This window comes from Mucilaginibacter polytrichastri, from assembly GCF_001911425.1.
GTDB lineage: Bacteria > Bacteroidota > Bacteroidia > Sphingobacteriales > Sphingobacteriaceae > Mucilaginibacter > Mucilaginibacter polytrichastri.
The window spans coordinates 1770369-1794180 of the sequence record NZ_MPPL01000001.1 but is presented as its reverse complement, the minus strand read 5'-3'; the positions used below and the strand labels follow the sequence as shown (position 1 = coordinate 1794180).

The 23812-nt window shown below is 42.8% G+C and carries 25 protein-coding genes and 2 tRNA genes; 18 read left to right on the top strand and 9 right to left on the bottom strand.

Features of this window, described 5'->3' with window-relative positions; all coding sequences use genetic code 11:
* Positions 1–49: 49 nt before the first annotated feature.
* From RG47T_RS07760 to kdsA, 5 genes are all read right to left on the bottom strand, one after another.
* Positions 50–134 (bottom strand) — tRNA-Leu (locus RG47T_RS07760).
* A 69-nt stretch (positions 135–203) separates the two neighbouring features.
* A complete protein-coding gene (locus RG47T_RS07755; protein ID WP_074488886.1) occupies positions 204–1004 on the bottom strand; it encodes a helical backbone metal receptor in 801 nt (266 codons plus the stop codon).
* Entirely contained in the window at positions 994–2397 is a 1404-nt protein-coding gene (locus RG47T_RS07750) for an undecaprenyl-phosphate glucose phosphotransferase (protein ID WP_074488885.1), read from the bottom strand. The genes RG47T_RS07755 and RG47T_RS07750 overlap by 11 nt, the downstream gene beginning before the upstream one ends.
* Positions 2398–2622: 225 nt before the next feature.
* Positions 2623–3558, bottom strand: coding sequence for a KpsF/GutQ family sugar-phosphate isomerase (locus RG47T_RS07745; protein WP_074488884.1), 936 nt, complete (start codon positions 3556–3558; stop codon positions 2623–2625).
* Positions 3559–3562: 4 nt separating this feature from the next.
* Entirely contained in the window at positions 3563–4339 is a 777-nt protein-coding gene (gene kdsA / locus RG47T_RS07740) for a 3-deoxy-8-phosphooctulonate synthase (protein WP_074488883.1), read from the bottom strand.
* A gap of 177 nt (positions 4340–4516) precedes the next feature.
* Here kdsA and hscB point away from each other — a divergent pair, with 177 nt between their 5' ends.
* Complete coding sequence (gene hscB / locus RG47T_RS07735; RefSeq protein ID WP_074493240.1) at positions 4517–5044, top strand: Fe-S protein assembly co-chaperone HscB; 528 nt, start codon at positions 4517–4519, stop codon at positions 5042–5044.
* 10 nt (positions 5045–5054) lie between these two features.
* Positions 5055–5134: transfer RNA gene (locus tag RG47T_RS07730), tRNA-Leu, on the top strand.
* On the opposite strand, the gene RG47T_RS07725 is transcribed toward RG47T_RS07730, so the two are convergent.
* Positions 5088–6662: a recombinase family protein gene (locus RG47T_RS07725; RefSeq protein ID WP_074493237.1), complete on the bottom strand. Its 1575-nt coding sequence runs from the start codon at positions 6660–6662 to the stop codon at positions 5088–5090. The two genes, RG47T_RS07730 and RG47T_RS07725, sit on opposite strands and share 47 nt — an antisense overlap.
* 45 nt (positions 6663–6707) lie before the next feature.
* Complete coding sequence (locus RG47T_RS07720) at positions 6708–6923, bottom strand: hypothetical protein (protein ID WP_074488882.1); 216 nt, start codon at positions 6921–6923, stop codon at positions 6708–6710.
* Positions 6924–7070: 147 nt separating this feature from the next.
* On the opposite strand from RG47T_RS07720, the gene RG47T_RS26035 reads away from it, so the two are divergent.
* The 4 genes from RG47T_RS26035 (at position 7071) to mobC (ending at position 11129) form a co-directional block, all read left to right on the top strand.
* Positions 7071–7244: a hypothetical protein gene (locus RG47T_RS26035; protein ID WP_171972497.1), complete on the top strand. Its 174-nt coding sequence runs from the start codon at positions 7071–7073 to the stop codon at positions 7242–7244.
* A gap of 186 nt (positions 7245–7430) precedes the next feature.
* Entirely contained in the window at positions 7431–7838 is a 408-nt protein-coding gene (locus RG47T_RS07715) for a mobilization protein (RefSeq protein ID WP_074488881.1), read from the top strand.
* Complete coding sequence (locus RG47T_RS07710) at positions 7820–9085, top strand: relaxase/mobilization nuclease domain-containing protein (RefSeq protein ID WP_074488880.1); 1266 nt, start codon at positions 7820–7822, stop codon at positions 9083–9085. The genes RG47T_RS07715 and RG47T_RS07710 overlap by 19 nt, the downstream gene beginning before the upstream one ends.
* 10 nt (positions 9086–9095) lie before the next feature.
* Complete coding sequence (gene mobC / locus RG47T_RS07705) at positions 9096–11129, top strand: conjugal transfer protein MobC (RefSeq protein WP_074488879.1); 2034 nt, start codon at positions 9096–9098, stop codon at positions 11127–11129.
* Positions 11130–11343: 214 nt separating this feature from the next.
* Here the strand turns inward: mobC and RG47T_RS07700 are convergent, their stop codons facing one another.
* A complete protein-coding gene (locus tag RG47T_RS07700) occupies positions 11344–12267 on the bottom strand; it encodes a helix-turn-helix domain-containing protein (RefSeq protein ID WP_074488878.1) in 924 nt (307 codons plus the stop codon).
* Positions 12268–12360: 93 nt separating this feature from the next.
* Between RG47T_RS07700 and RG47T_RS07695 the strand changes: the two genes are divergently transcribed.
* The 5 genes from RG47T_RS07695 (at position 12361) to RG47T_RS07675 (ending at position 16249) form a co-directional block, all read left to right on the top strand.
* Positions 12361–12969: an NADPH-dependent FMN reductase gene (locus tag RG47T_RS07695; RefSeq protein ID WP_083627334.1), complete on the top strand. Its 609-nt coding sequence runs from the start codon at positions 12361–12363 to the stop codon at positions 12967–12969.
* Positions 12970–13704: 735 nt separating this feature from the next.
* Entirely contained in the window at positions 13705–14013 is a 309-nt protein-coding gene (locus tag RG47T_RS26030; RefSeq protein ID WP_171972496.1) for a response regulator transcription factor, read from the top strand.
* A gap of 198 nt (positions 14014–14211) precedes the next feature.
* Complete coding sequence (locus RG47T_RS07685; protein ID WP_074488876.1) at positions 14212–15057, top strand: RteC domain-containing protein; 846 nt, start codon at positions 14212–14214, stop codon at positions 15055–15057.
* A 162-nt stretch (positions 15058–15219) separates the two neighbouring features.
* Positions 15220–15777 (top strand): hypothetical protein, encoded by a 558-nt coding sequence (locus RG47T_RS07680; RefSeq protein WP_139235744.1) that lies wholly within the window; start codon positions 15220–15222, stop codon positions 15775–15777.
* A gap of 112 nt (positions 15778–15889) precedes the next feature.
* Complete coding sequence (locus tag RG47T_RS07675) at positions 15890–16249, top strand: DUF4134 domain-containing protein (RefSeq protein ID WP_083627542.1); 360 nt, start codon at positions 15890–15892, stop codon at positions 16247–16249.
* Positions 16250–16327: 78 nt separating this feature from the next.
* Here RG47T_RS07675 and RG47T_RS07670 read toward each other — a convergent pair whose 3' ends face one another.
* On the bottom strand, positions 16328–17236 hold the full coding sequence (locus tag RG47T_RS07670; RefSeq protein WP_171972495.1) for an IS1595 family transposase: 909 nt from the start codon (positions 17234–17236) through the stop codon (positions 16328–16330).
* Between the two features lie 73 nt (positions 17237–17309).
* Between RG47T_RS07670 and RG47T_RS07665 the strand changes: the two genes are divergently transcribed.
* The 7 genes from RG47T_RS07665 to traJ are packed head-to-tail and all read left to right on the top strand — an operon-like array spanning position 17310 to position 23761.
* On the top strand, positions 17310–17657 hold the full coding sequence (locus RG47T_RS07665) for a DUF4133 domain-containing protein (RefSeq protein WP_074488873.1): 348 nt from the start codon (positions 17310–17312) through the stop codon (positions 17655–17657).
* Positions 17654–20125: a TraG family conjugative transposon ATPase gene (locus tag RG47T_RS07660; RefSeq protein WP_074488872.1), complete on the top strand. Its 2472-nt coding sequence runs from the start codon at positions 17654–17656 to the stop codon at positions 20123–20125. The genes RG47T_RS07665 and RG47T_RS07660 overlap by 4 nt, the downstream gene beginning before the upstream one ends.
* Before the next feature lie 54 nt (positions 20126–20179).
* Entirely contained in the window at positions 20180–20563 is a 384-nt protein-coding gene (locus tag RG47T_RS07655; protein WP_074488871.1) for a hypothetical protein, read from the top strand.
* Positions 20564–20569: 6 nt separating this feature from the next.
* Positions 20570–21274, top strand: a complete 705-nt coding sequence (locus RG47T_RS07650) for a conjugal transfer protein TraI (RefSeq protein ID WP_074488870.1) — start codon at positions 20570–20572, stop codon at positions 21272–21274.
* A complete protein-coding gene (locus RG47T_RS07645; protein ID WP_074488869.1) occupies positions 21261–21950 on the top strand; it encodes a hypothetical protein in 690 nt (229 codons plus the stop codon). Before RG47T_RS07650 ends, RG47T_RS07645 begins: the two co-directional genes overlap by 14 nt.
* Positions 21937–22572, top strand: coding sequence for a hypothetical protein (locus tag RG47T_RS07640; protein WP_074488868.1), 636 nt, complete (start codon positions 21937–21939; stop codon positions 22570–22572). Before RG47T_RS07645 ends, RG47T_RS07640 begins: the two co-directional genes overlap by 14 nt.
* A gap of 4 nt (positions 22573–22576) precedes the next feature.
* Positions 22577–23761 (top strand): conjugative transposon protein TraJ, encoded by a 1185-nt coding sequence (gene traJ / locus RG47T_RS07635; RefSeq protein WP_074488867.1) that lies wholly within the window; start codon positions 22577–22579, stop codon positions 23759–23761.
* Positions 23762–23812 lie beyond the last annotated feature (51 nt).

Sequence of the window (23812 nt, the reverse complement as noted above, 5' to 3'; positions counted from 1 at the left end):
GGGCTGCTCTTTGTGGAGCAACCCTTTCCGGAATTTAACTTATCCCATTTGGTGCGGAAGAAGGGACTCGAACCCCCACGCCGTGAAGCGCCAGATCCTAAGTCTGGTGCGGCTACCAATTACGCCACTTCCGCGTTTATTTTTGAGATTGCAAAGATATACTTCTGCGCTAGCTTTCGCAATCTTTTTTACAATTAATTGCTTTAAGGCTGATTTTCAAGCATTTTAATTATTCCGGCAAAGTATCCAACCGCATATTGCAATCTGCTGCCATACCACGAAAACATTTCGCCATCAACCAGACCGATCCTGGCATTAGGTAAAAATTCCTTAAATTCATCAATGTGCTTTTGTTTAAAAGGATATGGCTCTGAAGATAACAAAACTACGTCGGGGTTAAGTGCTGCTAAAGCTGGCGCATCAATTTCGGGGTAGCGGCCTTTATCTGTACAGTTAATAAACCCACAATGGGCTAGCATGTTATCAATAAAAGTTTCTTTTCCGGCCATCATATAAGGTTTGCGCCAAATAAGGTAAGCCACAGATAGTTGCTTTTTAGCCGATTTAAGGCCATTAAATGCTTGGGTTACATCTATAATTATTTGCTGGGCTTTTGCAGCCTTGCGAGTAATCTCTCCTACCTTACAGATCATTTGCAAAGCATCATCCAGGTTACTGATATCACTTATCCAAACCGGGAAGTGTTTCATTAATTCTTCTACCTGGCTGCGCTCATTCTCTTCCTTATTAGCAATGATCAGATCGGGCTGCAGGCTTTTAATCTGCTCAATGTTAAGTTGTTTGGTACCGCCAATTTTAGTTTTAGACTGGACCTTATTAGCTGGATAAATGCAGAACCTGGTTACACCTACAATCTGTTGCTGTAAACCCAGATCAAACAATAATTCGGTTTGTGATGGGACAATAGAAATTATTCGTTGCGGTATAGCGGGTATGTATACTTCGCGGCCAAGCTGATCGACATAAACCCCTTTAGAAGGCATTTTTATCACCTTTGGCAGTACTCCAAAAGGTTAAAAAGATAATCTTCAAATCCAGTAGGAACGACCAGTTTTCGAGGTACCAAACATCAGCCTCTACCCTGTTTTCCATAGCTTCTGTATTTTTAGTTTCACCACGAAAACCGTTTACCTGCGCCCAACCGGTAATACCCGGTTTAAGAAAATGCCTAACCATGTATTTCTCAATCTCTTTTGAATATTGTTCGGTATGGCTTACCATGTGCGGCCTTGGGCCAACTACAGACATGTTACCAATTAGCACGTTAAAAAACTGTGGCAATTCATCGATATTGGTGCGGCGCATAAATGCCCCTATCTTGGTAATACGGCTATCATTACGGGTAGCCTGCTTTTTGTCAGAATCTTTGTTAACCTTCATGCTGCGAAACTTATAGCACTTAAAGTTCTCATTTTCGCGTCCAGAACGTACCTGCATAAAAAACACCGGCCCGCGTGATTGTAATTTAATAATAATGGCCAGTATAGGAAACAACCAGCTAAATACAAACAATAAGATGCCCAAAGAAAACACAATATCGAAAACACGTTTGATAAAGCGATTAAGCACGCTCTCCAAAGGCTCTGGCCGCAATGATATAACGGGTATATGACCGAAACTTTGCACCAGGGTTGGCCTGTTACTATAGCTATAATACTCAGGCACTAGTTTAAAGCGAATCATGTTTTTATCTGCCTCCATCATCAATCTTTCTATAGATTTGGCTTCGGTGCTGGGCAGGGCGCAAAATATTTCATGCACCTTGTTCGATATTACATATTCTAAACAAGCATCAGTTTTACCCAAAAAAAGCTCAGCGTTGCTCACTCTGGCAGGGTCATCATCAAAAAAACCAATCATGTTATAACCTCTGTCGGGGTTAGTTCTAAAATAGTTATACAGATCAAGACCAACACGGCCTGCACCAACAATAATTACATTCCTTTTATCCATTAAAACGCGCCTGTCGCCACGGCGAATGGTAAGGAATATTAATTTCCAGATCCCTAAAAGAAAGCCAAATAAGGCGATGGCGGCGAAAAGATATTCGCGGGTTATGAAATATGCTTTGGTACCAATAATGATGATGATGGTAACGCATATTAAACCTACAAATATAAGGTAGGTTTTAAATACACTGCGATAAGTATTTATAGAATCTTTATTTAATACAGATTCATATAACCCCGAAATATTTGCAGACAAAAGCCATATCAGATTAAAAACCAACACTATAGGTAAATAATTTTTATTATTTATCCACATAATGAATGATTTATCTACGATAAGATAAGCTATAACCATGCTTATATTAAGAATAATATAGTCAATAGTTAAATTAATAGCTTTGATAAACGTAGCGTATCTGTGAATCATATAAATCCCAACAAGTTAATATGTGGTTGAAAGTAAATGCACCGCTAAAATAATATAATTATTTGAGATGAAAATGACAATGAAAATTAAATGCCCGGATACTTATCAAATTTTTAATATATAAATAAAAAACATGTGCTGATTTCAATTTTTACCGCACTTGCTTATCAATAAAAATGCTATCTTATAAGGATTTAACAAGGCAGCATCACCCAATTAGAAAAATTATCTATTGTATATCTGATACACGCCACTAACCGTGTGCGCTGTTGCCGACCCTACCAAAACAGTGGTGATCTTTTTTTGCATCATTATTTGCTCGGCTTCATCCACCAATACGTTTTCGTCAATAATAATTGGCGCGGTGGTCATAATCTCACTTATTTTTAAATCGGCAAGGTTAGCGTGCTTTAATAATGCGCGCCGCAGGTCTCCATCTGTAATAACACCTTTAACTTCATTGGCCGCGCCTACAATAACCATCCCCAAACGGCCCTCAGACATTTTGAGCAACAGATCTGTAAATGCGGCATCTTCTTTAATAAAAGGCATAATGTCGCGCTGCATTACTTCTTTAACCCTGGTAAGCAGCCTGCGGCCCAAATTTCCCCCGGGATGAAAACGGGCAAAATCATCAGGTTTAAAATCCCTGGCTTCCATTAAGGCAATAGCCAGGGCATCGCCCATTACCAGCGTTGCCGTGGTAGATGATGTTGGCGCCAATGCCAGCGGGCAAGCCTCGCGGGTAACGGCAACAGCCAGGTGGTGATCGCTATTTTTAGCCAGGGTAGACTCTCTATTACCGGTTATGCAAATGATCAGATTGCCATTCCACTTTAAAAACGGAATAATTTTTAATAACTCGTCGGTTTCGCCCGAATAGGAAATCAGTATAATGGCATCTTTAGATTCCACCATACCCAAATCACCATGAAAGGCTTCGCCCGGGTGCAAAAAGAAACTTGGTGTGCCTGTACTAGCCAGGGTTGCAGCAATCTTTTTACCTATAAGTCCGGATTTACCAATACCGGCTACAATAAGCTTACCCTCGGTATTTAATATTGCCTTTACCGTGTTGGTAAAGCTATCGTCAATCATATCGGCTACATGCCTTAAAGATTCTATTTCAATATCAAATACCCTTTTGGCTATATCATTCATGGTATTAGCCTAACAATGATTTGATGATTTCTTCAATGTTTTCCAGTTTAACCTGGTTAGGGCCGTCGCTTAAGGCGTGGTCCGGGTCTGGGTGTGTTTCCATAAAGTAACCGGTTGTACCAAATGCTTTAGCAGCAAGGGCCATCATGGGCACAAAGGTACGGTCGCCGCCGGTTTTGCCGCCTGCCCCACCGGGGCGCTGTACAGAATGCGTACAGTCCATACATACCGGGAAGCCAAATTTTTTCATGTCGTAAATATTGCGGAAATCTACCGCCAGGTTATTGTACCCATACATGTTGCCACGCTCGGTTAATATTACCTGGTTGTTGCCCGCTTCAACCACCTTTTGGGCTGGGTACTCCATATCCTGACCCGATAGAAACTGTGCTTTTTTTACGTTAACTATTTTCCCTGTTTTGGCGGCTGCTACCAATAGATCCGTTTGCCGGCATAAAAAAGCCGGGATCTGTAAAATATCGGCCACTTCGGCCACCGGGGCGGCCTGGTAACTTTCATGTATATCTGTAGTAACAGGCAGATTAAACTGTTCTTTTATCTTTTGCAGCATCTCCATGCCCTTTTCTAACCCCGGGCCGCGGTACGAGTGAATTGAAGTACGGTTAGCTTTATCGTAAGATGATTTAAAAATAACCGGTACGTTATATTTTTGGCCTATAGTGGCAACCTTCTCGGCTACGGTATATAGTAATTCCTGATTTTCCATTACGCATGGGCCCAGTATAAAAAATGGCCCCTGCTGTATTTGTTCAAATAGCATAGTGTTGTTGTATAATTACAAAGATGATGATTTTTTTTACTTGTCAGCTGCCTGTTATCAGTTGCCTGATTTAAGCTAACGCATAAACAAGTTACCATGGTATGATGTATACCTTAAACAGTAAGTATTACATTTGTGCATCACTGGTTGGCTAACAACCGACAACATACAACCGATATGATTAATTTTTTTGAATTTTACGATATACCAGAATCTTTCCATGTTGACCAGGCGAAGCTTAAAAAACAATTTTACGACTTGAGCAAAAAATATCATCCCGATTTTTATGCCAATGAAAGCGATGAACGCCAACAGGAAATATTAGAATTATCAACCATTAATAATAAGGCCTATCAAACCCTCTCCGACCCCAATAAACGCTTGGCCTACGTGCTAAAACAGCATGATTTATTACAAGAAGGTGCCAAGCCACAATTACCCGGCGACTTTTTAATGGAGATGATGGACATTAATGAACGGTTAATGGAGGTAGATGACAGCGAACAATTAGGCAAAATTACGGCCGAAGTACAAATAATTGAAAATAATTTACAGGAAAGCCTCGAAGCATTAACATCAGACTATCAGCAACTTGATGACACTGCAAAAGAGAGTCGGTTAAACGGAATTGCAGATATTTACTACAGACAGAAATATTTGTTGCGGATTAAAGAGACTTTAGATACATTTGCAGCCCGGTTATGACAACCGGAATGCCCAGCTGGCGGAATTGGTAGACGCGCTGGTCTCAAACACCTGTGGGAAACCGTGCCGGTTCGACTCCGGCGCTGGGTACATTGCCGGAGTATAGACTTTTATTAGTTTTTACTCCGGCTTTGTAATTTTGTAACTTGTTGTTAATGTGATAGATTAGCATCGCAGAATCGTTCACTTTAGCGGTTCGATGTTGACCGTCAAAAATCCATTTTTCCGGATAAAAAATTCCCGCGATATAGCGTTTTCCCTCAATATCGGCCTCGGAATAGAAATTGTGGATATTTTTTAAATTATTTATTGCCTCATCGACTAATAAATCCATATCCAGCCCATTTGCTACCTTACCTGCCAGTTCCTGCAATTCAAGCTGCAACCGGATAATCCTGTCCTCACACTCCTTTTTAATGACCTTAAAATCATCTCCGTCGATCACATCACTCAATAACAGTTCTCTCGACTTATTCATTCGGGTAGTTTGCTGGCTGATCGTTTCCATTATCCTTCTCTTTTCTGTTTTATACCAGGCCGAATCTTCGTTGTAAGTATCACAGACTACCATTTTGAATATTTCGGCCATCCCTGCTTTGGGTATAAACCCCTTCAATTCTTTTTCAAAAGCATCATTGGTTGATTCAGCGGTATAACGCACCTTACAGCCCCCTGTACAATGATAATACCAGTAATGGTTCTTTCTGCCTTTGGAACAGCTGCCACATAAACTTCTGCCACATTCCGGGCAGAGCAGAAACCCCCTTAGCGGAATAGGCTGCCTTGATACCACCCTGGCACCGGTCATATGAACACGGGCACGGCTATCCAAAATATCCATCACCTTATAAAACAAACTCTCTGAAATCAACGGCTCATGTACGCCATCTACCAGGTACATTTCTTCATCTTTGAACTTGGGAACCGTAACCTTTCCGCAATAGCAAGGGTTCCTGATTAGGTCCCAAAAGCTGCTTCTGCTGGTTTTAAAGCCCTTTTCTTTGGCCAGCATCCAGATATGTTCAGCGGCAAAGATATTCTCTGCTAAAGCATTATAGATCCACCGGATATGGGATGCCGCCGGTTCATCGATGGCGATGTACTTCTTACCGTTTTCAGCGATCTTATTTTTATAGCCGGGCAAAGCCTTACCCATCCAGCGGCCCTCTTTTTTGCCCCGGCGCATGCCGTAAACGACGTTCAATGCCCTGCGGTCATTCTCGACTTCCGGCATGGAAAGGTAAACGGCCAGCATCAATTTACTTTCCGGTACCGCGAAGTCTAACGGTTGTTCGATGGCAACCGGCTCTACATCAATCTTTTCTAATATCCCGATCATTTGATAGGCATCGGCTGTGTTGCGGCTGAACCTGTCCCATTTGGTAAATATCACCTGATTAAACCGCCGTCCCCTGGACTGCTTGGCTGCTTCCAAAAGCTTCTTCCACTCTGGTCGTTTAAATGTTTTCGCGGAATAATCCTCGAAGATCACTCTTTCGACCTGTAAATTGTTTTTTGCGCAATGCGCTCGGAGGCGTTCTTCCTGATCTCTCTGCGAGAAACCTTTGTCCGCCTGTTCATCCGTGCTCACACGGATATAAAGACAAGCTTTTTTCATGTTCATTCCTTTTTGGTTTTCATTTATTGGTCTGATAAACAGCTGCTAACGAAATAATCTGCGGGGTGTCCGTCTTTCCGGTTTTTGACCCTTATTCCCCTTGTTTCGAACTGTTTCAATAGATAAGTTCGCTATTTTATATAGGAAATCCAAAATATTTTCTGCTTCTTTTTCGCTCACGATGGTGTTATTTTGTTTTAGAATTTCCACGACCTCGGCGGCTTTCACCGACCGTTTTTCCTGTGTCCCTGATAATTTCATGCTGCAATATTCAGGACTGGCCAAATGGCTTTTACTCTAGTAGAGTGATTTATACTTTTCTTGTTTTGCCTGAAAATCTATTTTACTCTAGTAGAGATATGGGCAATTCCGGGCTTCACAATTTTGTCCCATCAAAAATTGATAGCCATGAAAAGTCAACAAGACCCAAATGTAACAGGCCGTAAATACAACGGCAGCCCCTACCTCAAATTGAAGCGGGTGAAGAATTCACCACGCCAAAAGATCCGGCAAAAGCTAAGGGCTTTTGCGCCGCTCGACGACTTGTTGCCGCACGAGCGGCAGCTGTTGACGGCTGGTTAGGACCGTCGGATTTTCTATGTGATTAACTGATTTGATAAAGATTGACCAGGCGTTTTGTAGGGAGTATTTCGGCATGCGACAGCATGCAGCAAGATGGATTTTTGTAGACAAAAACATCTTGCCGTCCTAAGGCCGGGGTCATCACTCGGAACTCGTGATGCCTTTGAACTTTTATAAAATGTATTGATGCCCAGACCAAAGATTGAAGAAAAAGACCAGCTTAAGCACTTGCTCAGGATAAGGGTAAATGAAACGGTTTACAAGCGTTTGACTAAGTTGCAAAAGTCCAGCGATTGCCGCAGTATTTGTGAAATAGCGCGGAAGATCTTATCCAAAGAACGGATCACCTGCTTTTACAAGGATGTGTCTATGAACGGCCCTATGGAGGAGTTAGCGCTCATCCGTAAAGAATTGAAAGCCATTGGTATCAACATCAACCAGCAAACGCACCATTTTCATATCGCAGCTAATGCCAGGGAACGGGCCTACTATGTGGAACGCACGGCAAAGCTTTACGAGGGTATTGATGGTAAGGTCGATAACTTATTGGTGATCGTTGCTCAACTCGCTGACAAATGGTTGCTAAGATCGTGAGCGGTAAAAGCATCCGGGGTATGCTGCACTATAACGAAGATAAGGTAGCCATCGGTAATGCCACCCTATTATTGGCCAGTGGCTTCGCCGGTAATGTTGATGAAATGAGTATCGCCCAAAAGCTACAGCGGTTTAAAAATCTGACGGAATTGAATGCGGCTGTTAAAACGAATGCGATCCATATCACTTTAAATTTTGATGCCACAGATAAAATAGACAATGGCAAACTGCAACGCATTGCCGCCGAATACATGGAACGTCTCGGCTTTGGGGAACAACCGTTCTTAGCTTACCGGCATACGGACGCGCATCATCCGCACCTGCATATCTGCACGACCAATATCCAAAAAGACGGCAGCCGCAAGGACATACATGGGATAGGCTATCGCCTGTCCAATGAGATTAGGAAAGACCTGGAGATCAAATATGATCTCATCAAAGCGGAAGGCAGGACTTTAAAATCATCATTAAGCATTAAACCAGGTATTTATGGTGAAAAACCGACTCGTCAAACGATCAGCAGTATTGTCGGTGCGGTGATGCGGACTTACCATTTCACCTCCTTTGCGGAATACAATGCGGTATTGAAACAGTTCAATATTATCGCGGACCGGGGCGGTGAAGATACGATGATGTTCCAGAAACGCGGTTTACAGTATGCCATATTGGATGATAAGGGTAAGCCTATTGGTATTCCGTTAAAGGCAAGCGCCATTTATGCCAAGCCGACCCTGGATAACTTGGAAAAGAAGTTTGCGCCAAATAGGGAAAAACGCAAATCCTTTAAGGATTCATTAAAGCAGCGAATTGAAAATGTGCTGAAAGGCTATGAGATAGTAACCCCGGAAAGATTAACGGAAGACCTCCAAAAGCAGCAGATCGCTTTGGTGTTCCGGCGAAATGACCAGGGACTGATCTACGGGGTAACGTTTATTGACCACCGGCATAAGACCGTTTTTAACGGCAGCGATATCGGCAAGGCGTTCAGCGCGAAAGCGATCACGGAACTATTGGGCAGTACGATTAAACTGTCGCCCGAGGCCATTGAAAAGAATAGCAAACTGCATCAGAATGGGGTTTATCTACCAAAGCCGGGCACCGCAAAAACCTATCTCAAAGCGCCGGAACCTACTAATTTCTTAGCCGCCGCATTGGCTAAAACACAAGGCGATCCGGGTTCGGGTGTGCCAAAGCGTAAGAAGCGCAAAAAACGCCGCAAAAATATCAGCGAACAATTAACCTTTTAAACCGATTATTATGAATACTGGCGAGGACACACAAGGCCTTCGTAAGATCATCGATCTTACACGATTCATTAGTATTGTTATACTAAGCTTACACTTTTATATCACCTGCTATCAGGCTTTTCATGCCTGGGGCTGGACAACGGATTTTACCGACCGCATCATCCGCAATATTGCAAGGACCGGCTTGTTCGTGACCTTGCACCGGCCCAAACTGGCTGCTTTGCTTTTCCTGGTCATCTCCCTGCTTGGGGCTAAAGGTAAAAAGGATGAGCATATCCAAAAACCGTCATTGGTGGCCTACCTGGCCAACGGGCTACTCATCTATTTCATTAGCTGGCTTGTCTTATACCTGCCTATCGGCGTAAGCCTGTTGGCTATCCTGTATATGGGTATAACGGGCATAGGTTACCTGCTTATCCTTTCCGGTGGTACACGGCTCTCCCGGCTCATTAGTGTTAACCTGGGTAAGGATATTTTCAATTCCGAGAATGAGACCTTCCCGCAGGAACAGCGGCTATTGGAAAATGAATACTCTGTGAACCTCCCGGCTAAGTTCAAACTGAAAGGAAAAGTATTGGATAGCTGGATCAATATCATCAATCCATTCCGGGGGCTTTTAGTGGCGGGTACGCCGGGCGCGGGTAAATCCTACTTTGTGATCCGGCATATCATTGACCAGCATATCAAAAAGGGCTTTACGATGTTCCTGTATGATTTTAAGTATGATGACCTGACTAAGATCGCCTATAATAAACTGCTGAAGTATAAGGGGAACTATGCCGTTATACCGGCTTTTTATATCATCAATTTTGATGATCTGAACCGGACGCACCGCTGTAATCCGCTTGACCCATCCGGCATGGATGATATTACGGACGCGACCGAGGCCAGCCGCACCATTATGATGGGCTTGAACCGGGAATGGATCAAAAAACAGGGTGATTTCTTTGTGGAAAGCCCGATCAATTTTTTAACTGCGATTATCTGGTATTTGAGAAAATATGAAAATGGCCGTTATTGCACCTTGCCGCATGTGATCGAACTGATGCAGGTAAATTATGATCATTTGTTTGCGATACTGGAATTGCAGGAAGAGATCCGGGTATTGATCAATCCGTTTATTTCGGCATACCATAATAATGCCCAGGCACAATTAGAAGGTCAGATCGCTTCGGCGAAGATCGGTTTGGCACGGTTGGCTTCGCCGCAACTGTATTATGTCCTGAGTGGCAATGATTTTACGCTGGATGTCAATAACCCTGATGAGCCGAAAATCATTTGTGTTGGTAATAACCCACAGAAACTCCAAACTTACGGCGCGGTGTTATCGCTGTATATTTCGCGGATGATCAAACTTGTGAACCGTAAAGGCCAGCAAAAGAGTAGTCTGGTATTTGATGAGTTCCCGACGATCTATTTTAACAATATGGATAGTTTGATCGCAACCGCACGAAGTAATAAGGTGGCGACAACTTTGGCGGTGCAGGATTTCAGCCAGTTGAAAAAAGATTATGGTGCGGAGCAGGCGGATGTCATTACGGGTATTGTGGGTAATGTGATCAGCGGGCAGGTGACCGGTGATACGGCGAAAACCCTATCAGAAGGTTTTGGTAAGATCTTGCAGGACAGGACGAGTTTGAGTATCAACAGTTCAGATACGTCTACTTCTAAATCTACGCAATTGGATTATGCGGTACCGGCGGCTAAGATCTCGGCTTTGTCTTCAGGGGAGTTTGTGGGGATCGTGGCGGATAACCCGGAGCAGAAGATTGCTTTGAAGATGTTTCGTTGTGAGATTCAGAATGACCATGAGGCGATTGCGCGGGAGGAAGCGGCTTATAAACCCATACCTGTGGTTGCCAATGTCAGTGACGAAGATGTGCGGGAGAACTATCAGCGGATAAAAAGAGATGTGCAAGACTTGGTGGCAGGCGAGTTGGGAAAATTAGAAAGTGTAGAAAGTAAGACAAATAACTATAAAAAGCTCAAAAGTAGGCGTTCACTCAAACAACCAGTATCAGCGCCTCTTAAAATCAAAAATTAATGCAGAAGGACAAAAAGCAAACGATGTCGATGTAAGATATTGCGTATCAAATAAATTAGCTTTTGAGAGCCCCAAATGATACCATATAATTTATTTACCATAAATTGTGGATACTAACTGAGAGCAAAATGAAATATTATATTCGCCTAACGAAAATATCAATTCACTACTTGATCTCATGGTCAGAAAAGTCAATCTGAAAGAGTTTATTTTATTATAAACTTCTTAAGCTTTTTGGTAATATTCCAAATTTCTTTTTAAACAGTGCGGTGAAATAATGTGAATATGTATACCCAACGATGTAGGCGACTTCATTAACACACATTTTCTCTTCTAGCAATAATCTCTTAGCCTCTTGAAGGCGGAGATCATTAATATATTCGAAAACGGTAGTTTTAAACAACTTTTTAAAACCGCTCTTAAGCTTAGATTGATTAATACCCGCTTCTTTTGATAATTCAAGAATGGACAAATCTTTTGAAAAATTAACGTCAAGGTAGGATTTTATATTTTGAAGACTATCAATATCCTTTGAATTTAAATTTGATGAAAAATTAATTCTACAATCAAGTTGTTTAATCTGCATCAGAAACAGTTCCGTCACTTTGGCTTCTAAATATAATTTCTTGAGGCTACCAGTGTATGGATTTCTATTCATTTCGCTGATGACAGAATACATTTGCGGATTAATATTAGCAGTAAATTCTTGTAAAAGTTTGTTGACTTCTTTATTATCAATGAATCTTTGTAAGATAGAGCTATCTTCAGTAATGAAATTTCTAAAAAAAGCATCATCCATAATCAACTCAAAAAAGACGCGCGGTGTGTCGCCTGTAGGTGATATAATAATATCATGCGATTGTGCTGATTCGCGATAAATCACAAATTGTTTTTCGAAAAGTCCTGTTTTATTTTCAGTTATATCTGATCCATATAACTGAAAATGAGATATAACACATTCTTTGTTCGAACTCGTCTCTAATAGCTGTTCATATTGACTGACATATTGACCCCACCTTATTCCTGTATCTCCAAATGTAAATTCAGTTGTACTCATATTAAATCCGGTATCATCGAAAAAAACCTCTTTCTTCTCAATAAAGATGTAGGGATTCGAAACCTGCTCCTTATGCTCCATATAGTTCTTCAATTGTTATTAACGATTCCTTAAATGTTAATCGTTGTACTTGTATGTCTCTAATTTTGAAGTTCACAATAAATATACGATAATATGCGAAAACATAACAGCAAAAACAGCACTGATTATGAGCGAAATGAAAGAGAACTACTAAATATATTAGTTATAGTAGGGAGTTTGAGGAAAGAATCAACCACTCTAAAGATGGCAAATTTTTTATTAACCTTAGTTCCAACGTATCTAAATCTTGAGATTATTAAAATTGGGGATTTACCGCTTTATAATGAAGACCTTGAGACTGATCATCCTCCAATAGAGTGGGTTGAATTTCGAAAGCGTATCAAAAAGGGAGATGGTATTTTATTTTTAACCCCTGAGTATAATCGGTCTGTACCCGCGGCACTGAAGAATGCGATAGACGTAGGTTCAGCACCTCACGGCTATAATGTTTTTGACGCTAAACCAACTGCGATAATTAGTCTATCAACTGGCTCACTGGGGGCATTTGGCGCTAATCATCATTTACGTCAATCACTGGTTTTTCTAAATATGCCCGCAATGCAGCAACCGGAAGCGTACATCGGTGAAAGCGAAAGTGTTTTCAACAAGGAAGGAAAATTAATTAAAGATAGTACAAGAGGGTTTCTTATAAAGTTTATGAATTCATTTGAATTATGGATACGGCAAAACATCAATGATTAAATTAGTTAATTTTACGATCTGTTGCCTCACTGTAAATTTATTTTACTAGGATCACAATTAATAAAAGTACATAATGCATTTAAACTGACTAAACTTGTATAGGTTTTTTTATCGATTCAATAAAATTTAAAGACTTAGAATTCGGGTCAACTGCTTTTGCATATATTTGTACAATAAAAAAATTCCAATACAATACAGAAATAATTTTAGATACATACAATATTTGATTGCGTCACTTACGCTCCTGAAATAGAAAACGACTAAATTTCAATAAGAAAACAGGGAACAAGTGCTATGCCTGCGACAGCGCGGGCTTGCTTGTTCTGTTTTCTGGCATTTAGTCGTGCCTCTATTCCAAACATGTCAATGCCCGTGCTGTCACAGACAGCGATCTTAAGAACTTTTCTCGACAGTTCAATGTGCTATTGATATTTCTACTAAAATCTACGGAACTCCAAATACGACATTCTGTGCGTATTAATTTTAATTTTACGTAAACCATTTATGCTGACCTTTCTGAATGCAATAAAAATACATCCGTCTCTGATAACATGGCTTTATGGGGCATTGGAAAGCATGTTATTGCTTTATCAAATTATTAGTTATTACAAAATAAAAAATGACGGATCAAATTGGGTGTCGATCTTAATGGTTTTATTTTTATTGATTTGGAACTGCATAATGGGTTCGTTTGCAGAATTTGTATTGTTCGTTTTTATTAACACGTTAGTAATCATGATTGCGGTATTAGTCATGTTATTGACTTTGCTTGTATGTCATTATAACAATCAAAATTCAGGGAAGCAGAGATTATTTGCCAATTCAAAAGAGCTAACAGACTATTTCATATCAAATTGCAATTTGCATAACTTAACTCCACGTGAAATCGAAATTTCCATTCTAATAAGGAATGGATACAAAAATAGAAAAATTGCAGATCAATTGCACATTTCAGAAAAAACGGTTGAATCTCATCTTCAAAATATATATGATAAAGTAGGTGAAAGGAGCAAATTTGCCCTTATTTCCAAATTGAACCAGTAAATTCTTCTTTTGTCTACATGATTGCATCCATTTGTCTTAATTCCGGGATTGCACCTATTGCGGGGTAACACCTTTTCTACACATCTTTGAACACAAATCACTAATCGCTTATGATGGCATTTTACATTTTTCCCGCATGTAAATCATAATTAAAAGTCAGTTAACCGGCGGTGCGGGCTTAATTTAATCAATCAGATTATGCCTAAAAACAATGCTCGAGAAGCCTTTCGTCTTCTAAAGAATCGGTTAAAGCCGATAGATAATAATGATGACCGAAATATCATTGAAAAATTCAATGACGGAAGTGTCCTAATTAATGACTTTTTATTAGAGGTCAGAAAAATGATAATTTCCAATCCTTTTACAGACAAATTTGAAGAAATATATTTTTTCAAATTTGAAAAGCCAGAATATTTTTCTTACAAAATCTATCGCAAGGAGTTATTTATACTGCTGAAACAGAAGCCAACTTCTACTGAAAATATTATCAAAGAGTACTTTCTGGAAGAATTGAAATTTATTAGTCGTTTTTTTAAACAACATGCCTTCCTCTATGAGTATTTCCGTTCAGGCTACACAGAATTAGATGACATACTATTTCTTCGTAACGTTTCCATGCAATCAGCTTTATTTCCAGAGCCAATTAGTTTGGATATAGATTTTTCAACAAGTGGTGATTATATTTTTGCGCAGTTTATCGCCTATGAGGGTTTACAAGAATTTATCCTTGGACAATTAAAGCAAATGGATCAAATTGTTAGTCCTGGAGTTATAAAGAGTAAAAAAAAATGGTTTGATTGGACGGGGGAAGTGATCAACCTGGTTGAGCTGGGTTATGGTTTATATCTGTCTAAGCAGATCGGTCAGGGTAAGGCTGGGCTTCAGGAGATCTTTAACTGGCTTGAGGAAACGTTCGGTGTAGAAATTGGCATCCCTGCCAACCGGTTCCGGGAGATCAAGCGGCGTAAGCGCTTGAGCCGAATTTTGTTAACGGATCTGATCCGGGATTCCCTCATCGGTTATATGGATAGTGATAATGAATAGTGGTTAACCCGTACTCTTTGTTACCGGTTGGCTATTCCGCGTTGATAATGAATTAGTTGAGTTTTATTTATCTCTAGTAGTGATTTGCGGATCTGGCCAATTTGGAATTTTGTCATCAACAAATCCGGGGCAATGGAGCGCTGGATTAAAACAAGATATTTTATGTTTCAATCATTCACATGGCAGCAGTTTTTGGTTGCTGCATTGGTGTTTAGCCTGGTTTGGCTGTTGATCGTGGCTTTGGTGTTTTACCGGAAAGAGTTGTTCGCTTTGTTGTCGGGCAGCAGCCCGGATGAGGCTAAGCGTTCGGTTGAACCTTTAAAACATGCCTGGCAGGAGGATTTTGAGGGTAGCGGCGACGATGACCTGATGGGCAGGCAGGCCCTCCCCGATGGCGTTAGTATCGTTTCGCAGGATGATTTTGGGTTTAGGCGGCCTGTTGAGGTTGTTGCTGAAGGCATTGATAGCCCGGTCGCTGATCCTGATGAATTGCTGCAGTCGGATGTTTTCGACCTGATGCAGAACCTGAAGCCTTTGCTGTCTGATCATTCCTTATCTAAAGAAGATTTTATTGAACAGGTGAACGACGAGGTTTCGGACTTTCCGCGCTTGCTGAAAAGCCCGTTGCTGGTTTCGGTTTATGAGCAGATCGTGGACGAAGTGAACGAGGGTGTGATGGCTTTTAAGATCAGTTTGACGGAGTTGCAGGAGGATCTGTAGTGGATTGATGCTGATTTGATTGGGTATTAAGTTTTGATTTCTGATTCCTTTCCGATGGGTGTGCAGCCTCATAACGCTGCTTTCAGGGAAAACGAAAACAAAATTAATGCTGATGAAAAAATTATGTAATCATGCGATTAGCGGTTGTGCTAAGAAACAAATTTGGGCCAGGTGCTGGCTGCTGTCCTTTACACTATTGGTGTTCAACATGCTGTGCAATTTCAGTCTGTTTGCACAGGATGGCGCGGCCGGGATCAACGAGGCGACTAATAAGGTCAAAGGTTATTTCGATTCAGGTTGTAACCTGATGTATGCCATCGGTGCGGTTGTGGGCCTGATAGGTGCGATCAAAGTATTTAATAAATGGAATGCTGGGGAACCAGATACCTCTAAGGTGGCAGCGGCATGGTTTGGTTCCTGTATCTTTTTGGTAGTGGTGGCAACGGTGCTTAAATCATTCTTCGGTATTTAAGTTGCCTTAGGTGGCTGTTGCAAAAGTTTAATTATTAACCATTTTAAATTAAAGTCCTCCCCTTCGGGGAGTAATAGCCTATGAAAAGACAGGAGTATTGTTTTGTAAGGCGCATTTGTTAATTAGTGTATCAAATATTGATTTGTTATCCCTATGATTATATTTAAAGGTGAACTCATTTAGATAGGCTTGGAGGTGCTTTACAGATACTTTGTGGTATTGTCCATAAACGCCTCGTTTGAGTAGCGTCCAAAAGCCTTCTATCGTATTAGTATGGTACTTACCTCTTGTATATTCCTCCTTCTCCTTATTAAGTATCTGGTGTTCTTTGTATTGTTTACCTAAGCCCGCGTAGCCGCCAAAGCCGTCAGTGACCAGACTTGCATCCTTGCTTACTGTTTGCTCAATAACAGGCTTGATCGTTTTTCCTTGCGCCTTGTCAAGTACCTGGAGTTTTATCCGACCCGAACGCTCCAGCATACCGAGAACAGCTTGTTTATCCTGCATTCCTGTGATCTGCAATCCATTATCGCGTCTTTCCTGACGCTTTTTCTTTGAATGGTTCGCTTTCTTACCACCGATATACGTCTCATCTATCTCCACGATACCAGTAAACAGATCCTGATCTTCTCCCTCCTGCATCGCCTTGCGGATGCGCATTTGCAAATACCATGCGGTGTTACGGTTAACATCTATATCACGCCCTAATTGCAAAGAAGATAATCCCTTCTTTGCATTCAGAATAAGCGTTATTGCCAGGAACCATTTGGGCAGGGGCAATTTAGTGGCTTCAAAAATAGTCCCAACCAAAACGCTATAGCTCTTATTACAGCCATTACACTGATAACGCGATGTTTCTTTTCGTTTTGTACTTTGTTTGCTCTTACAATAAGGGCATTGCGGCGCCCCTTGCCATCTAATGCTTTCCAAATGTTCAATGCAGGTGTCCTGTTCAAAATACCTTGCAAGCACTTCTATTATATTCATTATCATAAAGATAACTTTTTATCCTGTCTTTTCATAGGCTATTACTCTTCGGGGGAGGATTTAGGAGGGGCGTATGAGTTCCATATATCAGATAAATAAGGGTATTAATAAGCCGATTGAGTTCCGGGGTTTACGAGGGCACTATATTGCCTGGCTGGCTATTGGGCTGGTGGTGCTGTTATTGACTTTCATTGCTTTATACCTGTTAGGTGCTGGGTTAATGGTGATCATGCCGCTGGTATTTGCTTTGGGCAGTAGCCTGTTCTTTTCGGTGTTCCGCTTATCCAAACGTTTTGGGGTGCATGGTTTGAGTAAGTATCTGGCGAAACGCGAGTTACCCGATTATGTGAAGTTTCGGTCAAGGCGGGTGTTTACGGGATTGCGGGTAATGCCGGGCAATGCGGAAAGGCAGGTCGTATGATCAGTATTGAAAAGATCATGCCGGTCTGGAAAGTGGAGGGTAACGCGATGATCTCCATGAACGGTGATTTTACGTATGCTTGGCGTTTGTCTTTGCCGGAAACGGGCACGCTATCAGCGCAGAACTTTGAGGCGCAGCATCAATCCTGGGTAAAGGCGATGCGTTTGTTATTACCGGATACGATAGTGCATAAGGCGGATTGGTACACGAAGGCTAAGGTTAAGGGAGATTTTGTGAAGGCGGGCGGCAATGTGTTGGCTATGGCTTCGGAGCGGTTCTTTAATGAACGGCCTTACCTGGACCACGGGTGTTATTTGTTTATTACGCTGAAGCCGGTGAACCGGAAGCTGTCCACTTCTTCTTATGCCAATATCCTGCGGAAATCCATTGCCCCGGTGGAGGTTCGGGATGAAAAGCGTTTGGCGGCTTTTAAGTCTGCCTGCGGGCAGTTTGAGCGGGTATTATCGGATGGTGGCTTTGTTTCGCTTGTTCGCTTGACTGATGATGATTTAGCGGGTACGGCGGTTAAGCCGGGCATCATTGAAAAATATACCTTTTTATTAGGGCCGGGCCAGGGCGGCGTGATCCGGGATATTCATATTAAGGATGAACTGCGGGTTGGCGATAAGCATTGTGAACTCTATACTTTGTCCGATGCGGCTGACTTACCGGCATTATGTGGCAGCCGGATCAATTATGATAAGTATTCGACGGATAAAACGAAGTACAGCATTGGTTTTGCTTCGCCTATTGGCCAGTTTTTGGATTGTAACCATATCTATAATCAGTATATCTTTATTGGGGATGCGCAGAAGACGATCAAAGCGCTGGAAGCAAAGAAATTGCGCTTGCAATCCTTATCAGCTTATTCCCGTGAAAATGCGATCAGCCGGGATGCCTGTAACGATTTCCTGAATGAAGCGATCAGCCAGCAGCGTTTGCCGATCAAGGCGCATTTTAATGTGCTGACCTGGTCGGATGAAGTTTCGGAACTGGCCGAGCTGAAGAATAAGGTCGGTTCCGCGATGGCGGCGATGGATGCGGTGTGTAAACAGGAAACGGATGGCGCGGCGCAGATCTGGTTCGCGGGTATGCCGGGTAATGCGGCGGACTTCCCGATGAACGATACGTTTGATACGTTCGCGGAGCAGGCGGCTTGTTTCTTTAATATGGAAACGAATTACCGGTCTTCCATTTCGCCTTTCGGCATCCGTCTGGGTGACCGCACTTCGGGTTTCCCGCTGCATGTTGATATATCGGATGAGCCGATGAAACTGGGCTGGACAACCAACCGGAATAAGTTCATTATCGGGCCTTCGGGTTCGGGTAAATCTTTCTTTACGAACCACATGGTACGCTCTTATTACGAGCAGGGTGCCCACCAGGTGATCGTAGATGTGGGCCACAGTTATAAGGGGCTCTGCGATCTGGTGGACGGCTACTACTTTACCTATTCGGAAGATAACCCGATCCGTTTTAACCCTTTCTATATCGGGCCGGATGATGTGCTGGACACGGAGAAAAAGGAAAGTATTAAAACTTTGCTGATTACGCTTTGGAAGAAAGATGATGAGCAGTTTACCAGGTCGGAATATGTGGCGATCTCCAATGCCCTGACCTTGTATTATGAGCATCTGGCTGCGAATCCTTCCATATTCCCTTGTTTTAATTCCTTTTATGATTTCCTGATGCAGGAATACTTACAGGTGCTGGCCGATGGTAAGGTGCAGCCGAGCAACTTCAACGTGGACAATTTCCTGTATGTGCTGAATCCTTATTACAAAGGCGGTGAGTTTGATTATTTACTGAACGCGACGGAGAATTTGGACCTGCTGAACCAGCGCCTGGTGATCTTCGAGATCGATAAGTGTAAAGACCATCCGATCTTATTTCCGGTGATAACGATCATTATTATGGAGCTGTTTATCAGTAAGATGCGCAAGCTAAAAGGCATCCGCAAGGTCTTGCTGTTGGAAGAGGTTTGGAAGTCCATTGCTAAGGAAAGCATGGGCATGTATATCCAGTACCTTTTTAAGACAGTGCGTAAGTTTTTTGGGGAGGCCATTGTAGTTACCCAGGAAATTGAGGATATGTTATCATCGGCCATTGTCAAAAAGGCGATTGTCGGTAATGCGGATTGTAAGATCCTGCTGGATCAGAGTAAATACCAGAACAAGTTCGATGAGATACAGGCGCTGTTAGGTTTGAACGATAAGGAGAAAGCGCAGATCCTTTCGATGAACAAGGCCAATGATCCCACGAAAAAATACAAGGAGGTCTTCATTTCATTGGGTAACCAAAACTCGAAAGTCTACCGCACCGAGGTAAGCTTGATGGAATATCTCGCTTATACGACCGAGGAAAAAGAGAAGATGAAAGTTCAGGAATACGCTGCGCGGTACGGCGATATCCGCAAGGGGATCGCCGCTCTTGCCGCTGATATCCAGCATGGCTTATGTGAATTGTAAGCTGTATGATGATCTGTGCATTTAAGATTTATAAACCATTAAAATTTAGTGATTATGGAAAATTCAATTGAATTAAAGAAAACGGTTTTGGCGATGATCGCCTGTGTGCTGATGGGCCTTTTATCATCGGCTTGTCATGGGCCTGCGGCCGGGTTTGCCGGGACTTATGTGAACCATGCGGTGGGTGAATTCAGTATTGCGGATGATACCCTGGTGATTGCGCAAGGCGATGATGATTCCTTTTTGATCCACCGGAAGACGGGGTATAATGTACTGAATGAATCAGGCAAGCCCGGCCATCGCCGCTATGAGACCGAAGAATGGAAAGCGGTGTATGATGCGCAGAAAAAGGTTTTGGAGACCCGTAAGGGTTTGGTGATCTCCTTTTCGGGTGCTGAATTACTATTGGAGAACAGCCGTTACCGGCGAACGAATTAACAGATTATGATACGAAAACTAAAGAAATATATGAGGACCTATATGGTTGTCCTGCCGCTGAGCGCGACGACGGTACTGGTTGCTTTGCCCTCCGGGGCAAATGCCCAGTTCGTTATCGCGGAAGTTATTAAAGCGGCGATCAAAAAAGTGATCAAGGCGATTGACCTGAAGGTGCAGCGCTTACAGAATAATACGATCTGGCTGCAAAACGCGCAGAAAGTGGTGGAAAACCAGTTATCCAAATTCAAGCTGGATGAAATATCGGACTGGACGGAGAAGCAGCGTAAGCTTTACGCGGGTTATTATGAGGAGTTGGTGAAGGTCAAGGCGATGATCGCGACTTACCAGCGCATCAAAGACCTGACAGAATCCCAAACGGGGATCGTGAAGGAATACCAGTGGGCAACGGCGCTGTTTAATAAGGATAAGCATTTCACGGCGGATGAACTGGCGCACATGCAAGAGGTTTATAAGGGGATACTGGAAGCCAGTATCAAGAACCTGGATCAGATCTTTATCGTGACCAATTCCTTTAAAACGCAGATGAGCGATGCGAAGCGGCTGGAGCTGATCGATGCGGCGGCGGCGCGGATGGATGACAACTATTCGGACTTGCGGCAATTCAACCAGCAGAATATTACGCTGAGCATCCAGCGGTCAAAATCACAATTGGAGGTTAAAACTTTGAAGGAGGTTTATGGAATCCATTAGTTTAATGCGGAAACAAGCGGCTGTAGTTCGTTTGGGTTCCAGGCGTTTATTGGCTTTTACGGTGCTTACAACTTTGGTTTGTGGTCTTTGTGTGCCGGTCCAGGCGCAGACGTTCGCCGAATGGTGGAACCAAAAAAGCACGCAGAAAAAGTATTTGCTGCAACAGATCGCGGCTTTGCAGATCTACACGGGCTATTTATCCAAAGGGTATGATATCGTGAAGTCAGGTTTGGGTACGGTCAGGAATATTACCAATGGCGAGTTCGGTTTGCATACGGCTTATATCAATTCCTTAAAACAGGTTAACCCGGTGATCCGGGATGATAAACGGGTGGCGGCTATTTTGTGTGCGGATGCGGAGATCATGGATCGTTTTAAGGTGTTGGATGCTTCGCCCTTGTCTGCGGATAACCAGGCTTATGTAAACGAGGTTAAGCAATTGGTAATTGGTGGCTGGAACAAAGACCTGGATGAACTGGCACTGGTGATAACGGCGGGTAAAGTACAGATGACGGATGATGAACGGCTGGAACGTTTGGCTAAAGTTTATGAGAGTACGCTGGATAAGGCGGCCTTTACGCAAGCTTTTTGTACGGAGGTAGCACTGATGGCTGGTCAGATGGGTTTGGAACAGCGATCCATTAAAAATCTAAGGAGGTATTATGAAGGCAATTAAAGTGTTGTTATTAGGGGCTGTTTGCTTTTTATTCAGTCCCCTACTGGCTAAAGCGCAGTCGGATGAGATCCAGCAATTATTACTAAACGTGGAGAAGCTGGCACAGTTCAAAGCGATCCTGTCCGATATGAAAAAGGGTTATACGATTCTTTCGACGGGTTATAATTCGGTGAAGAATATTGCGCAGGGTAATTTCAGTTTGCATGAGACTTTTATTGACGGCCTGATGCTGGTTAGCCCGGAAGTGCGCAAGTACTACCGGATCGTAGATATGATCGATGATCAGTCCAGTATCGTTTCGGAATACAAGTCTGCTTATGCCCGGTTCAATGCCGGTGGGAATTTTAACGCTTCAGAGTTGGGTTATTTGAGTAAGGTGTATGGAACGTTATTGAAGCAAAGCTTGGACAACCTGGATCAGTTGGCCGCGGTGATCACCGCCAATAAATTACGAATGAGTGATGATGAGCGGTTGAGGGCTATTGACCATTTGGCATCCGATACGCAGGATAAGCTGGTGTTTCTGCGGTCGTTTAACCGGCAGACAAGTATCCTGAATATTCAGCGGCGCAAGGAAAAGGCGGATATTTCGGGCACGGCTAATTATTATTTAATCAAATAAGTTTATGAAAAAGACAATTTTATTGACCGCGTTTTTCGCGGTACTGGCTATGCTTTTTCCTTTTATTTCCCATGCCGAGGGTTTAGCCGGTTCTATCTCCGGTATGCAGCCGGTGTTGGATAACGTGTACCAGCAAATGCTACCGCTTTGCGGTAAGCTTATTGGCGTGGCGCAAAGCCTGGCTGGCTTTGGGGCCTTATGGTATATCGCTTCGCGTGTCTGGCGGCATATCGCCAACGGGGAGCCGGTGGATTTTTATCCCTTGTTACGCCCTTTTACAATTGGCCTGGCGATCATGATGTTTGATACGGTAGTCATCCCGGTGATGAACGGGGTGCTGCAACCGACGGTTGTTGCCACATCGGCGATGGTCAAGAATTCAGATGATGCGATCACTGCGCTGTTAAAGCAAAAGGAAGAAGCGGTTAAGCAAAGTAAGCAATGGCAAATGTATGTAGGTGAAAGCGGCAATGGGGATTCGGATAAGTGGTATAAGTACACGCATCCAAAAGACCCTGACCGGGAAAAAGAAGGCATGTTCGAGGGTGTGGGTAACGATGTGAAGTTTTGGATGGATAAGAATTCCTACAACTTCCGCAATTCGATCAAGGAATGGATGAGCGAGGTATTACAGGTGTTATTTGCTGCGGCTGCGCTTTGTATCAATACGATACGGACATTCCATTTGTTGGTACTGACGATACTCGGCCCTTTGGTTTTTGGTTTCGCGGTTTATGATGGTTTCCAGCATACGCTGACGGTTTGGCTGGCCCGCTATGTCAATATCTTTATGTGGTTGCCGGTGGCGAATATCTTCGGGGCGATCCTGGGGAAGATACAGGAGAATATGCTCAAGATCGACATTTCGCAGATCGGCCAGCAGGGTGATACTTTCTTCAGTACAGCCGATACGGCTTACCTCATATTTATGGTCATTGGTATTGTAGGCTACTTTACGGTGCCGAGTGTCGCTAATTATATCGTTCATGCCGGTGGCGGTAATGGGATGCTGCAAAAGGTGAACACGTTGGTGATGGGCGGTGGCAGTACCATTTCGTCTACGGTCAGAAGCGGTGGTGGTATGGCGGCTGATGCGCTGGGTAATGGCCGCGAAAACGTCAGTAACAGCATGGCCGACAATGCGACGAACCAGGATTATTTCAAAGACAAGCTTTCGGGCAAGTCATAAACTAACAGATTTATTAACCATTTAATTCCCCTTTAGGGGGTTAGGGGGCCT

What these genes read in the sequence shown, in the direction of transcription:
- RG47T_RS07750 (WP_074488885.1), bottom strand. Translation starts at nt 2,397, where the DNA reads ATGATTCACAGATACGCTACGTTTATCAAAGCTATTAATTTAACTATT.
- RG47T_RS07650 (WP_074488870.1), top strand. Translation starts at nt 20,570, where the DNA reads ATGATACGAAAACTAAAGAAATATATGAGGACCTATATGGTTGTCCTG.
- RG47T_RS07700 (WP_074488878.1), bottom strand. Translation starts at nt 12,267, where the DNA reads ATGGAGCATAAGGAGCAGGTTTCGAATCCCTACATCTTTATTGAGAAG.
- RG47T_RS07725 (WP_074493237.1), bottom strand. Translation starts at nt 6,662, where the DNA reads ATGAAAAAAGCTTGTCTTTATATCCGTGTGAGCACGGATGAACAGGCG.
- hscB (WP_074493240.1), top strand. Translation starts at nt 4,517, where the DNA reads ATGATTAATTTTTTTGAATTTTACGATATACCAGAATCTTTCCATGTT.
- RG47T_RS07670 (WP_171972495.1), bottom strand. Translation starts at nt 17,236, where the DNA reads ATGAATATAATAGAAGTGCTTGCAAGGTATTTTGAACAGGACACCTGC.
- RG47T_RS07720 (WP_074488882.1), bottom strand. Translation starts at nt 6,923, where the DNA reads ATGAAATTATCAGGGACACAGGAAAAACGGTCGGTGAAAGCCGCCGAG.
- RG47T_RS07710 (WP_074488880.1), top strand. Translation starts at nt 7,820, where the DNA reads ATGGTTGCTAAGATCGTGAGCGGTAAAAGCATCCGGGGTATGCTGCAC.
- RG47T_RS26030 (WP_171972496.1), top strand. Translation starts at nt 13,705, where the DNA reads ATGATTGCGGTATTAGTCATGTTATTGACTTTGCTTGTATGTCATTAT.
- kdsA (WP_074488883.1), bottom strand. Translation starts at nt 4,339, where the DNA reads ATGCTATTTGAACAAATACAGCAGGGGCCATTTTTTATACTGGGCCCA.
- RG47T_RS07695 (WP_083627334.1), top strand. Translation starts at nt 12,361, where the DNA reads ATGCGAAAACATAACAGCAAAAACAGCACTGATTATGAGCGAAATGAA.
- RG47T_RS07685 (WP_074488876.1), top strand. Translation starts at nt 14,212, where the DNA reads ATGCCTAAAAACAATGCTCGAGAAGCCTTTCGTCTTCTAAAGAATCGG.
- RG47T_RS07680 (WP_139235744.1), top strand. Translation starts at nt 15,220, where the DNA reads ATGTTTCAATCATTCACATGGCAGCAGTTTTTGGTTGCTGCATTGGTG.
- RG47T_RS07745 (WP_074488884.1), bottom strand. Translation starts at nt 3,558, where the DNA reads ATGAATGATATAGCCAAAAGGGTATTTGATATTGAAATAGAATCTTTA.
- RG47T_RS07660 (WP_074488872.1), top strand. Translation starts at nt 17,654, where the DNA reads ATGATCAGTATTGAAAAGATCATGCCGGTCTGGAAAGTGGAGGGTAAC.
- RG47T_RS07665 (WP_074488873.1), top strand. Translation starts at nt 17,310, where the DNA reads ATGAGTTCCATATATCAGATAAATAAGGGTATTAATAAGCCGATTGAG.
- RG47T_RS07755 (WP_074488886.1), bottom strand. Translation starts at nt 1,004, where the DNA reads ATGCCTTCTAAAGGGGTTTATGTCGATCAGCTTGGCCGCGAAGTATAC.
- mobC (WP_074488879.1), top strand. Translation starts at nt 9,096, where the DNA reads ATGAATACTGGCGAGGACACACAAGGCCTTCGTAAGATCATCGATCTT.
- RG47T_RS07715 (WP_074488881.1), top strand. Translation starts at nt 7,431, where the DNA reads ATGCCCAGACCAAAGATTGAAGAAAAAGACCAGCTTAAGCACTTGCTC.
- RG47T_RS07655 (WP_074488871.1), top strand. Translation starts at nt 20,180, where the DNA reads ATGGAAAATTCAATTGAATTAAAGAAAACGGTTTTGGCGATGATCGCC.
- RG47T_RS07675 (WP_083627542.1), top strand. Translation starts at nt 15,890, where the DNA reads ATGAAAAAATTATGTAATCATGCGATTAGCGGTTGTGCTAAGAAACAA.
- RG47T_RS26035 (WP_171972497.1), top strand. Translation starts at nt 7,071, where the DNA reads ATGAAAAGTCAACAAGACCCAAATGTAACAGGCCGTAAATACAACGGC.
- traJ (WP_074488867.1), top strand. Translation starts at nt 22,577, where the DNA reads ATGAAAAAGACAATTTTATTGACCGCGTTTTTCGCGGTACTGGCTATG.
- RG47T_RS07640 (WP_074488868.1), top strand. Translation starts at nt 21,937, where the DNA reads ATGAAGGCAATTAAAGTGTTGTTATTAGGGGCTGTTTGCTTTTTATTC.
- RG47T_RS07645 (WP_074488869.1), top strand. Translation starts at nt 21,261, where the DNA reads ATGGAATCCATTAGTTTAATGCGGAAACAAGCGGCTGTAGTTCGTTTG.